General features: G+C 53.0%; 8 protein-coding genes and 1 pseudogene. 2 read left to right on the top strand and 7 right to left on the bottom strand.

Annotation, left to right across the window (positions count from 1 at the left end; all coding sequences use genetic code 11):
* The first annotated feature begins 236 nt into the window (after positions 1-236).
* A complete protein-coding gene (locus F7R06_RS30460; protein ID WP_090325613.1) occupies positions 237-1,103 on the top strand; it encodes an isocitrate lyase/PEP mutase family protein in 867 nt (288 codons plus the stop codon).
* A gap of 56 nt (positions 1,104-1,159) precedes the next feature.
* On the opposite strand, the gene F7R06_RS30455 is transcribed toward F7R06_RS30460, so the two are convergent.
* The 3 genes from F7R06_RS30455 to F7R06_RS30440 all read right to left on the bottom strand — a co-directional run bounded on the left by F7R06_RS30455 (position 1,160) and on the right by F7R06_RS30440 (position 6,349).
* The gene (locus F7R06_RS30455; protein WP_090325615.1) at positions 1,160-2,500 is read right to left on the bottom strand and encodes a dicarboxylate/amino acid:cation symporter; all 1,341 of its coding nucleotides are present in this window, start codon (positions 2,498-2,500) and stop codon (positions 1,160-1,162) included.
* Positions 2,501-3,828: 1,328 nt separating this feature from the next.
* Positions 3,829-5,187 (bottom strand): dicarboxylate/amino acid:cation symporter, encoded by a 1,359-nt coding sequence (locus F7R06_RS30445; RefSeq protein WP_090325617.1) that lies wholly within the window; start codon positions 5,185-5,187, stop codon positions 3,829-3,831.
* A 106-nt stretch (positions 5,188-5,293) separates the two neighbouring features.
* Positions 5,294-6,349, bottom strand: a complete 1,056-nt coding sequence (locus tag F7R06_RS30440) for a tartrate dehydrogenase (RefSeq protein ID WP_090325619.1) — start codon at positions 6,347-6,349, stop codon at positions 5,294-5,296.
* A 139-nt stretch (positions 6,350-6,488) separates the two neighbouring features.
* On the opposite strand from F7R06_RS30440, the gene F7R06_RS30435 reads away from it, so the two are divergent.
* A complete protein-coding gene (locus tag F7R06_RS30435) occupies positions 6,489-7,397 on the top strand; it encodes a LysR family transcriptional regulator (RefSeq protein ID WP_090325621.1) in 909 nt (302 codons plus the stop codon).
* A gap of 11 nt (positions 7,398-7,408) precedes the next feature.
* Here F7R06_RS30435 and F7R06_RS30430 read toward each other — a convergent pair whose 3' ends face one another.
* From F7R06_RS30430 to F7R06_RS31650, 4 genes and pseudogenes are all read right to left on the bottom strand, one after another.
* Positions 7,409-8,536, bottom strand: coding sequence for a glycerate kinase (locus F7R06_RS30430; RefSeq protein WP_090325623.1), 1,128 nt, complete (start codon positions 8,534-8,536; stop codon positions 7,409-7,411).
* 93 nt (positions 8,537-8,629) lie between these two features.
* Positions 8,630-9,745, bottom strand: coding sequence for a sugar diacid recognition domain-containing protein (locus tag F7R06_RS30425; RefSeq protein ID WP_090325624.1), 1,116 nt, complete (start codon positions 9,743-9,745; stop codon positions 8,630-8,632).
* A gap of 269 nt (positions 9,746-10,014) precedes the next feature.
* The gene (locus F7R06_RS31655) at positions 10,015-10,851 is read right to left on the bottom strand and encodes a methyl-accepting chemotaxis protein (RefSeq protein ID WP_425530747.1); all 837 of its coding nucleotides are present in this window, start codon (positions 10,849-10,851) and stop codon (positions 10,015-10,017) included.
* 21 nt (positions 10,852-10,872) lie between these two features.
* Positions 10,873-11,634, bottom strand: a pseudogene (locus tag F7R06_RS31650) (MCP four helix bundle domain-containing protein); the annotation flags it as partial.
* Between the last annotated feature and the right edge of the window lie 470 nt (positions 11,635-12,104).

Genomic DNA, 12,104 nt, shown 5'->3' with positions numbered 1-12,104 from the left:
CTTCATTAAATGATCCGGTGGGGTGGCAGCTTTCCCGCATAAACCTGCCCTCCCTGCCGCGACACCCTGCGATGCCAGCGCCCACGCAGCGCTGGCATCGCATCGCCGCCCGGCCACCGGACAGCCCCCCCTTTTCCAACACAGCCCCAGGAGTGCTCGTCGAGTGCCCTGCGCCTCGTGGCCAACACACGCAACACCTGGGCTGCAACCCCTCCACCACAAAGTCAGACACCATCATGCATAATGCCAGTCACCACGAATTGCGAAACGCTTTTCATGCCTTGCTTGCCGGCTCCTCTTGCCACCATACAGCCTCGGTCTTCGATCCGTTGTCGGCACGCATGGCTGCCGACCTGGGTTTCGAGGTTGGCATCCTCGGCGGCTCGGTCGCCTCACTGCAAGTATTAGGTGCCCCAGATATAACCCTGATCACCCTTAGCGAGTTCGCTGAACAGGTTACGCGCATCGGCCGTGTGGCACGCCTGCCTGTAATTGCCGATGCTGATCACGGTTATGGCAACGCCCTGAATACCATGCGTACCGTGGTCGAACTGGAGCGCGCAGGGGTTGCTGCACTAACCCTTGAGGATACCGCGCTGCCTGTCCGGTACAACTGCAACCCCTCTGATCTGATCAGCATTGAGGAAGGAATGGGCAAGCTGCGCGCCGCCCTGCGCGCGCGGCAGGATCCGTCGCTGGCGATCATCGCTCGCACCCATGCCGGTATGCAGCCGCTGGCCGATGTAGTCGCGCGCGTGCGCGCCTATGAAGACGCGGGAGCCGATGCCATTTGTCTGGTAGGTGTGAAGGACGGTGAGCTTCTGCATGCCATTGCAGAAAACGTTTGCGTACCACTGATGCTGGTGACCTATGGAAATCCGGCTCTATCCGACGATCATTTGTTGGCAGAGTTGGGCGTACGCATTGTGGTCGACGGCCACGCGCCGTATTTTGCGGCGATCAAGGCAACCTATGAGCGCCTGCGCGAGCAGCGGGGTTTGGGCGTGAAGGAGCATCTTGACGCGACACGTCTGGCGGCACACTACGCAGGCGCCGAGACCTATGTAGACTGGGCTCGCGACTATATGAACGTGTCGGAATAACGAAGAAAAGCAATCTGGCCGTCGACCTATGTAGTCAACGGCCAGGATCTGACAGGTCAGCCGCGTTTAGCGACCTTACCCTCATCCTCGGAACAGTGTTGAGAATGATGAGTGTTGACCGGCATTGGCACTACACTCGGCGGCGATTCATCACCCGCCAGCACCCTCTGCAACTTCTTGTGATCCAGCGCCCCTACCCATTTGGCAATCACTAGGGTACCGACACCGTTGCCAATAGTGTTGGTCAGTGCCCTGGCCCCGGACATGAACCGGTCTACGCCCAACAGCAGCACCATACCCGACACCGGAATAGTGCCTAATGACGCCAGAGTGGCGGCGAGGATAATGAAGCCCGAACCGCTGACGCCCGCCGAGCCTTTGGAGGTAAACATCAGTACTGCCAGCACGATCAATTGATCGGTCAGGGTCAGCGGAGTATTAGTGGCTTGAGCGATGAAGATCGCGGCGATGGTATAGTAAATAGCTTGGCCGTCCGGGTTGAAGCTCAGCCCGGCAGGAATCATCATCCCCGCCACTGACTTGGAGCAACCGGCACGCTCCATCTTGCTAATCATCTGCGGTACGACCGATTCCGACGAACTAGTCCCCAGCACGGTCAGCAGCTCGTCCTTCATATAACGCAGTAGTTTCCACAGGCTGAAGCCGCAATAACGGCAGATGGGCCCCAACACACAAGCCACGAACAGAAGGCAAGTCAGGTACACACATCCCATTAGTTTGCCCAAGGAGAACATAGTCCCGAAGCCGTACTTGCCGACGGTGAAAGCCATGGCCCCGAAGGCGCCGAGGGGCGCCAGCCGCATCACCATGTTGACGATGTTGAACATGCCACGCATGAGGCTATCCATGACATCGATGAAGGGCTTGGCCCTGGGGCCGGCGTTGGCCAGGGCAATGCCTAACAGGACCGAAAACAACAGGATCTGTAGGACGTTGCCTTTGGCAAACGCGTCGACGATGGAATCGGGAATGATGCCGAGTAGGAAGTCCAGCATCGAGTGGTGATGCGGCGCCGAGGTGTAGACGGCAATGCTCGTCGTATCCAGGGCCTTGGGATCTATGTTCATGCCCACGCCGGGCTTGAGGACATCGACGACCACCAATCCGATGACCAGGGCCAGGGTCGACAGTACCTCGAAGTAAACCAGTGCACGGGCACCGACGCGCCCCAGTTCCTTCATGTTTTCCATGCTGGCGATACCACTAACTACCGTCAGGAAAATTACCGGCGCAAGTAGCATTTTTATCAACTTGATGAAGCCATCACCTAAGGGTGCCAAGGCCTCCCCTGTCGCCGGAAATACAACGCCGACGACGATACCAAGTACAACGGCGACTAGCACCTGTACATAAAGCTTACCTAGTACACGTTTCATTCTCAGTCCTGATTTTTATAGTTTTCAGGAAAAAAACCAGGCCCACGATCATTATTGTTCGTGACCCGGACAATTGTTCACGGTATGTGAGGCCTGCGCGCACATAAAAACTGTTCGCGCAGAACCGGCTGAAGTATATGTAGTGAACAGAAATGGATGGTTAACCCAAAATAAAGAGACAATTAATTTTGAGTTATGAATGAAGAACTCTGGACGTGAATTTTTTTTCATCTGCCAATTAACAGGGCAGCCCGGATGCCATCATCGCGCCATCGCCAGGAAGCTTGGTCTGATGCCATCGGTCATCTGTAAACGCTTTGCTTCGCTCTTGCCGAGGCTGGGAGGCAGGCTTCTAAACCGGATGCCTCATCCCGAGCACGAGCACTCTTACCCAGGTCGACACGATGGAGCTGTTGGTCAGTAGCTGCGCGACGCCTAAAGGACTGATCCGGGTGAACGCATCACTGGGTTTCTGCCGTCGATGGTATTACGCACGCTGAAATTGGGCGGGCCATAACTGATGGGGACAACTTGTCAACGTTCTGAGCCCACTCATGGCCTAGGCCTATCCACTTTGGTGGTTTAGCAGTTCTGAAGTTCAGCGACCACCATAAACAAACCATGAAATGGGCTTTCGCGCTGAGCTTTCTTACTTTGCTTGCTGCCTGGGTTATTCCTTTCGTATTGAAGAATAAAGTCCGTCGTGACTATCGCCATGGAAGTACTAAATTTTGCGAGATCAACCAACCGATAAATTTCGGAAAGTCTGTTCTACTAACGGCAGAGGTTACCGAATTCATATTTCACCAAGCAGCGTGCTAAAAAGAAGCTCTCATCAATCAGTTTTCTGGCCATTTCAGGAAACCGACTTTTTCAACAGAGTCGGCCATAAGCAGTCAGCGGATAGCCTTTACTGGGGCAGTTTTCGGTCAGCGGCAACAGTTCAATGAGATTTTTGGTCGCTTGGGACGTAGCAGCATTGGGCTGATGGGCCATGGGTCAAACTGAGATGTCGAGGATCAGCCCATAGACCAAACCATTCCCAGGACAGTGTCGAACAGTCAGCCAGCGGTTACGTGCTGCATCTGATTGATGACGCGATAACCGTGATGAAGGGCATGAAGATGCGGCACAACACCGCCTAAAAGCAATGACCCTAGGTCGGTAGATCAACAATGTGACAAACATCCGCGTTGTGACCGAATCGTTGTAGGAAATGCCAGTAAATCGACGTGAGGGAGCCGCTCACTCATCAATCTCACCTGAACAACCTTCTCAATTTGATCAAGATGGGCGCTAAACACCCCCAGTGTTTAGCGCCATTTATCTTACGGTTGAGACGTCTTTTTATGACTGAACTTTGAGCTGCTCGTCGCCACTATTATCGGGGCACTGTCCGCTGTGGACTGCACCGTTTCAGACTTGTCTTCTTCTTCGACCTCGCCATTCAGGGCCTTGTGCATTTTCACGGTGTCCAGCGCACCGACCCATTTGGCGATGGCCATGGTGCCCACGCCATTGCCGATGGTGTTGGTGATCGCCCGTGCTTCCGACATGAATCGGTCGACCCCCAGCAGCAACACCATGCCCGCCACCGGAATGGTGCCGAGGGACGAGAGCGTGGCCGCCAGAATAATGAAGCCTGAGCCGGTGACACCCGCCGAGCCTTTGGAGGTGAACATCAGCACCGCTAGCACGATCAACTGATCGGTCAGGGTCAGTGGCGTGTTAGTGGCCTGGGCGATGAAGATCGCGGCGATGGTGTAGTAAATCGCCTGGCCGTCCGGGTTGAAGGTCAAACCCGAGGGAATGATCATCCCGGCCACGGGCTTGGAAACACCGGCCTTTTCCATCTTGGCGATCATCTGCGGCAACACCGATTCCGAAGAGCTGGTGCCGAGCACGGTGAACAATTCTTCCTTGATGAACTTCAGAAACTTCCACAGGCTGAAACCGCTGTAGCGGCAGATCGACCCCAGGACAAAGGTCACGAACACCGCGCAGGTCAGGTAGACGCAGGCCATCAGTTTGCCAAGGGAGAACAGCGAGCCGAATCCGTACTTGCCGATGGTGAACGCGATGGCGCCGAATGCACCGATGGGTGCCAGGCGCATGACCATGTTGACGATGCGGAACATGCCCTGCATCAGGCTATCGAGCGTATCGACGAACAATTTTCCACGTGGCCCGACATGGGCCAGCGCTACACCGAGCAGGATCGAAAACAGCAGGATTTGCAGGACATTGCCCTTGGCAAAGGCGTCAACTAGGGTGTCAGGGATGATGTTCATGATGAAGTCCATGAACGATACGTGCTTGACTGCGGTGGTATAGGTGGCAAGGCTTGAAGTATCGAGGGTGGCGACGTCAATGTTCATACCGGCGCCCGGTTTGAAGACATCGACCACCACCAGGCCGACCACCAAAGCCAGGGTGGAAACCACCTCGAAATAAATCAATGCGCGAAACCCGACGCGCCCCAGCTCCTTCATGTTCTCCATCTTGGCAATGCCCGTGACCACAGTCAGGAAGATCACCGGGGCCAGGAGCATCTTGATCAGTTTGATGAACGCGTCGCCCAAGGGCTTGAGCGCGGCTCCAGTTTCGGGAACCAAGACCCCGACGATGACGCCGAGAATCACGGCGATGAGCACTTGTACGTAGAGTTTGCCAAATATTCTTTTCATGACAGGGCCCTGATTTTTATTGTTGTCAGGAAATGCCAAGGAGCCGGACCCAGTGATCCGCCCCTCGACGTTGTACCGCAGCACGACTCTTTATCGGTGGACAATATCAGCGGTTGATCAAGGCGATGACTCCATCCGTGATCTGTCGGGTAGTGGCGGTACCGCCCAGATCTGGGGTATGCAAGCCGCTTTCAGTCACGACTTCAATGGCCGACATCAACTGCTTGGCCGCGACGGGTTCGCCGAGGTGTTCAAGCATCATGGCCGCCGTCCAGAATGTCGCGATCGGGTTGGCGACACCTTTGCCGGTGATGTCGAAGGCCGAGCCGTGGATTGGTTCGAACATCGAAGGAAATTTGCGCGATGGGTTGAGGTTGGCGGTTGGTGCAATGCCCAGGCTGCCGGACAAGGCAGCGGCCAAGTCTGACAGGATGTCAGCGTGCAGGTTGGTGGCGACGATCACGTCCAGCGTTGACGGCTTGAGCACCATGCGCGTGGTCACCGCGTCGACCAGTTCCTTGTCGATTTTGACGTCCGGAAAATCCTTGGCGACTTCGTAGAAGATCTCGTCCCACAACACCATGCCATGACGCTGGGCGTTGGACTTGGTGACCATGGTCAGGTGCTTGCGCGGACGGCTCTGCGCCAGTTCGAAAGCAAAGCGGTGAATGCGTTCGACTCCGGCACGAGTGAATACCGAGACCTCGGTGGCAACTTCTTCCGGCAGGCCCCGGTGCACGCGACCGCCATTGCCGGAGTATTCGCCTTCGGAGTTTTCCCGCACCACCACCCAGTCGATTTGGTCACCATTGTGCAGCGGGCTTTTCACTCCAGGTAAGACGCGAGCCGGACGCACATTCGCGTACTGGTCGAAGCCTTGGCAGATCGGCAGGCGCAAACCCCAGAGAGAAATGTGATCGGGTACATTGAGCGCACCGACGGCGCCAAAGAAGATGGCATCGAAGGTTTTCAGTTCTTCCAGGCCGCCTTCAGGGATGTAGTAGCCGTTTTTCAGGTAGTTATCGGAGTTCCAGTCGAAGTGTTTGAAATTCAGTTCGAAGCCGGATTTTTTCGACAGGGCCTGCAGCACCTCGACACCAGCGGCGATCACTTCAACGCCAATGCCATCACCTGGAACCGCAGCAATTTTGTATGCGCGCATCGTGAAAACTCCACTCTCGTCACATTGTTGTTGTCCCCATCGGACTAGGCTGCCCAAATAGGGTGTGATTGGAGTATATGTAGTGAATTAAGAGGAGTAAGCTACCCAGAATCACTTCATAGATAACTATGAGTCACGAATGAGCCAAACACTGGATTTGTCGTTCTTTTACCTTTTAGCCAACCAGGGCAGCTTGGCAGCGACCGCCCGGGAACTGGGCGTGACACCACCGGCAGTGAGCAAACGCCTGACTGCGCTGGAAGCACGACTGGGAATCCGCCTGGTCAACCGCACCACGCGCTCAATGAGTCTGACTTCAGAAGGAGAGCTGTATTTCTCTCATGCCGCCCGTATCCTGACGCAAATTAATGAGGTCGAGCAGCTGATTAGCAGCAGCCGGGCAACCCCCAAAGGCTTGATTCGAGTCAATGCGTCGCTGGGCTTCGGCCGCCGGCACATCGGCCCCGCGCTAGCTGCCTTCTACTCCCAATATCCGGAGGTGGAAATCCAACTGGAAATCAGTGATCACCCCTTGGACTTGGCGACACACGGCTTTGATCTGGGAATTCGTTTCGGCACCCTGCCGGATGCAACGCTTCATGCCCGCAAGATCGCGTCCAATCGCCGGCTGTTATGTGCTTCTCCGCTGTACCTTGAAAAGCATGGTGTGCCTCAACGTTTGGCGGATTTGCAGCAACACAATTGCATCTTCCTTCGGCAAAACGAAACGCCGCATGGCGTCTGGAGTTTCAATAGTGGTGGGCGCACAGAAAATATCAAAGTGCGCGGAGCATTGGGTTGCAATGATGGTGAGGTAGCACTGAACTGGGCATTGGAAGGCTACGGCATATTACTGCGCGCGGAATGGGACATCGCCCGCTACGTGCGTAGTGGTCGTCTGCGCTTGTTGCTTGAAAATGAGACACCTACCCGCGCCGACGTGTATGCGGTGTACCCGCAACAACTGCATTTATCGGCACGGGTGCGCAGCCTGATCGACTTCCTAATCGAGCGCTTCAAGCGCATCGATAGTGTTGAGGAAAAATAGGCAAACTTATGTCAAAGGCTCCAGAGGCGGGCGATATCTCGCGCTCTTTCTCTCAATAGCCGAGGTGCTTGCAGACAAGCATCAGCGAGGCTCATGGGACCTGACACCAATGCGAACGCTGCGTCGATCCCGTGTTCATATAATACCTCGTAGCCTTCACCCAACGTTCCAGCAAGGATCACCACGGGTACCCCTTTTTCACGGGCGATGCGAGCAACCCCGACAGGTGTTTTACCCCGCAGCGTTTGTACATCGCAACGCCCCTCACCGGTGATTACCAGATCTGCACCTTCGATTTTTTCGGCAAGGCCGACCAATTCAGCTACCACTTCGACACCTGGTCGAAAACCTGCTTCAAGAAACGCTTTCGCGGCAAAACCCATGCCTCCGGCGGCACCGACACCTGGAACATTTCGGACATCTTGCTCGAGGAAAGAGGCGCTGCAGTCCGCAAAGCGCGCCAAAGCGTTATCCAACATTTCGATCTGTTCGACGCTTGCGCCTTTTTGACGACCGAAAGTGTATGAAGCACCGTGCGCACCGCATAACGGGTTGTCGACATCGGCCGCGACTTCAAAGTAAATGGATTGCAAACGCGGGTCCATGCCACCCAGATCGATAGTGTCCAGGTCACGAAGCGCTAGACCACCCGGTTTCAATTCACGGGCGCTGGCATCATAAAAGCGTACTCCCAAAGCATTGAGCATGCCGGCGCCACCATCATTCGTTGCACTACCGCCGATGGTCAGAATGATTTTTTCAGCCCCGGCATCCAAAGCCTGAAGTATTAGTTGTCCAGTTCCGTAGGATGAGCTGAGACAGGCATCTCGACGTTCTAACGGAATTAGCTGTAAACCGCTCGCTTCGGCCATTTCAATGATTGCTGTACGCGATTGAGCTAACCACCCCCAGTGAGCGGTAACCTCATCTCCTAAAGGCCCATCGACAATGGCTTGTCGCCGTTCCCCGCTCATTACCGCCAATATCGCATTCACTGTACCCTCGCCACCGTCGGCCATCGGGCATTGAACAAGCTCGGCGTTGGGCAGCACCTCGGCCAGCCCTTGCGCAATTGCTTGAGCAACGCCCTCGGCACCTAGGCTGTCCTTGAATGAATCAGGAGCAATGACGATTTTCATATGCGCTCTCCGGCGATAAGTGATGTCTGATGCTGACATCAGCTGATGGCTTAGGCTCCGGCCTGAGGCACAACTGTGTTCACAGGTTTTTGTTCACTCGCATAAGCAGGTGACAAAATGGGGCAGCAATTGAATCCCAAAGTATAGCTCGATTACGTCTTCCAGCTTATTGAGGTCCATGCCAGTGATTTCAGCGATACGATCCATACGATAACGAAGACTGTTACGGTGTACGCCAAGTGCTTCCGCACAACTTTGAATTTGACCGCTATGTTCACACCAGCTTCGTAGAGTCTGTATTAACTGACCATTATTGTCTTTGCTCTGCACTTTATCGATGATGGCCAGCAGTTCCCCAACAGCATCGTCTTCACGATGAGTCCATAACATTGTTGGCAGCCGATAACGCGTCAATAGCAAGTACTTCTCGCCTTGCTTGACTGCTCGTCCATAGCCTGCAAGCGCAGTCACGCGCCTGCAAACGTTACGTAACGGCTCAATGCCTTGCGCGGGGACACCCACAGCCATCCGTAGGATCGGCCAACCTTGTTTCTCAATTTTTTGAAGAAATTTACTTGGGTCGACCATGCTTTGAGAGGGATAGCACCATAAGAGGGTATGAGTGGAGAGGCACAAACACCAACTGTCCGAGACTCGCGCGAACAGCCATTCACAGACCGCCGTCACGTCCAACTCTGAACTCAATTCAATTAAAACCGGTGTGCGTGTGAGGTAAGGTTTGAGACCCAATTGCTCGGCCTCTTCCAGCAGACGTTGTGAATTTCCTGTATTGCTCAACAACAATCCCAACAAGTCGTCAGTGCGCTGTTCACGCCATTGACGCTCCCCTTCGCGATGCCGCTGCGATACGAGCATCTCAGCTGTCATGCGAAGCAACTCCGCATAAGTTCGCAACGCTTGCGGATCACCGGTGAGTCCCAACACGCCAATCAACCGCTCATCATGCATGAGTGGCACATTAATACCCGGCTGAACGCCTTTGAGTGAGAGAGCGGAATGCTCATCGATTTCGACTACCCGCTGATTGGCCAGAACCAATTGGGCGCCTTCATGACGAGTATTAATCCGTTCGGTCTCTCCACTGCCCAAGATCAATCCCTGACTGTCCATGACGTTCACGTTGCATGGGAGGATGGCTAAAGCTCGATCAACAATTTTTTGCGCAAGCTCGTGATCCAGTTCAAACATATTTTTATCCTTGGAAGACTTCTAGCTGGAGAGACAACTCCTCAATATCATGAGGATCTTCTACCATCAATTGCAAACAAACTTCCATCCATTGCCTACAAATTCTCGAATCAACCATCGGGCTGCACACTGCTTATGGCTCGACCTAAAGGAATCGATTGATACGTGGTATTCCGGGATCAATTATCCACATCGAAACCGACGTCCAACGAAAGCCACTTCTGTAACAAGTGATGAGTAATGTCAGACGTATTTACCGAAAAAGGACCTCAAATCTTAAACTCATTTACAAGGACGTTGAGGCTTACCGCTAATCGTGAAAGCTCATGGCTTGCAGCGCTAGTTTGATTTCCGCCCGCAGATGTCTGTATCGCCAAATCACGAATTGCTATGAGATTCTGATCGACTTCCCTTGAAGCCTGGGCCTGTTCCTCTGCAGCACTAGCGATCACCAGATTGCGCTCTGATATGTTTGATATAGCTGAGGTTATATCCAGAAGTGCCTTGCCTGCAGCGCTGGCGATATTGATCGTGTGTTTAGCGCGATCGTTACTACCACGCATGAGGGTCATCGCTTCGTCGGTGCTGTGCATAATTGATGTAACTATGACGCCGATCTCACCAGTCGATTCCTGAGTACGTTGCGCCAACGCTCGTACTTCATCCGCAACTACTGCAAAACCTCTTCCTGCTTCGCCAGCTCTTGCGGCCTCAATGGCAGCATTTAGCGCAAGCAGATTGGTCTGCGCAGCGATAGCATGAATGACATTTAAAACTTTGCTGATTTCGGCGACTTCAATCGATAACCTTTCCACCGCATCCATGGAATGGGTGACCTCGTCAGCCAATTCATTGATTGACGCAATAGTGTTACCAACCTGTTTGTTTCCGTCTCGCGCGAGCTCGTCCGAAATACTTGAAGCAGCCGATGTTCCAGTTGCGTTGCGAGCAACCTCATCTACCACGATTGCCATCTCGTTTACGGCCGTGGCGGCTTGTTCTATTTCTAAAGTTTGCTGCTTTAAACCGCGATTCGCTTCTTCCGTGACAAGACTTAACTCCTCGGCGGCTGAGGCTAGTTGGTTCGATGAGTCAGCAATGAGCATCACAGTAGAACGTAAATTATCCTGCATGATATTCAACGAATTCAGTAGTACTGCTGGTTCATCTGAGCCGGTAGCATCGACTTTTTTGGTCAAGTCACCTTTGGCTACTACAGAGGCGAACATTGAAGCTGTAGCTAATGGATAGACAATGCTTCGCGTAAGCATAATAGCCAAAAAAAACGTAAGTATAGCCGCTAGGATGACAAATCCAGCTACACCGACAATTGCCCTGTCATAATTTTCTTGAGCTTGGTGCGCTAATTCGGCTGCACTTTCTCGGTTGTATTTTAAAAGCTTTTCAAGTTCTGCCGCTAATCCATCTGAATATTGCTTGTACCCTCCACCAAGAAGTACCCGCATATCATCGATCGCGCCAGCTCTAGAGAGTTCAAGAAGCTTGGTATTTTGGTCAATAAAACCACCTACATACCGCGAAAACTGCTCATATTGCGCTCGCTCGTTTTCATTAGTAATAAGGCTGGCATATTTTTCTTGCGCATCCTTAAGCTGAACATGTAAATCGGATAGCCGTGCATGAGTTGCTTTCAGAGACGGGCCATCACGATGGACAAAAAGACGGTAAGCGGTAATCCGGATGCGTAATAGCCGGTCATTAATGACCCCAAGCGCTTCATAGCTTGGCATCGTCCTTTGAGTTGCATCTACAGCTGCACCGCGAATCATGGTCATTTTGTCCATAGCAAAAAGACCAAGAGCAACTACTAAAAGCGCAATAATGGCGAAACAAATCGCGGATCGAGGCGCGATTTTCAGTTTACGCATGAACATCGAGTTATCCTTAGAGATGGCTGCTGGCTAAGTAAAGTTCGAATATCGTAGTTATGGGCGCTCTTCTGATAGAAGGGGCGCACTCAGAGCGGTGATAGATGTGTAGACGCTACGTAGTGATTTTGATAACTGCTGGCCGTGCCCTACACAAACTTCCACATATTGAATTCGTGCACACACTGGGTCAGTAGTTTGTCAATTTCGATAATCGTAATGGTCAGTTGGTCATTGACTGTGCAGGAGTTGCTTGCGCTGTCACCCAAACAAGGGACGCTGTGTTTTAACGGTGATTAGTTTCCTGGTGAGCATCAAGAAAAATACGAAATAATTGAAAAACTCAATAGAAAATCCCTCGAAACCCGAGTCAATGTAAAATGATTCGACTTGGACTTCGAGGGATATGCCATACGGTTCTATTGATATCTGAACGGGTCGTGGCCGCCCAGATTAATCATTTAATGAAA

The organism is Pseudomonas moorei, assembly GCF_008801475.1.
Lineage (GTDB): Bacteria > Pseudomonadota > Gammaproteobacteria > Pseudomonadales > Pseudomonadaceae > Aquipseudomonas > Aquipseudomonas moorei.
This window is presented reverse-complemented; position numbering and strand designations above follow the sequence as displayed.

Coding starts and splice junctions, on each gene's coding strand:
- F7R06_RS30460 (WP_090325613.1), top strand. CDS start 237: ATGCATAATGCCAGTCACCACGAATTGCGAAACGCTTTTCATGCCTTG.
- F7R06_RS30455 (WP_090325615.1), bottom strand. CDS start 2,500: ATGAAACGTGTACTAGGTAAGCTTTATGTACAGGTGCTAGTCGCCGTT.
- F7R06_RS30445 (WP_090325617.1), bottom strand. CDS start 5,187: ATGAAAAGAATATTTGGCAAACTCTACGTACAAGTGCTCATCGCCGTG.
- F7R06_RS30440 (WP_090325619.1), bottom strand. CDS start 6,349: ATGCGCGCATACAAAATTGCTGCGGTTCCAGGTGATGGCATTGGCGTT.
- F7R06_RS30435 (WP_090325621.1), top strand. CDS start 6,489: ATGAGCCAAACACTGGATTTGTCGTTCTTTTACCTTTTAGCCAACCAG.
- F7R06_RS30430 (WP_090325623.1), bottom strand. CDS start 8,536: ATGAAAATCGTCATTGCTCCTGATTCATTCAAGGACAGCCTAGGTGCC.
- F7R06_RS30425 (WP_090325624.1), bottom strand. CDS start 9,745: ATGTTTGAACTGGATCACGAGCTTGCGCAAAAAATTGTTGATCGAGCT.
- F7R06_RS31655 (WP_425530747.1), bottom strand. CDS start 10,851: ATGCTCATTGCTGACTCATCGAACCAACTAGCCTCAGCCGCCGAGGAG.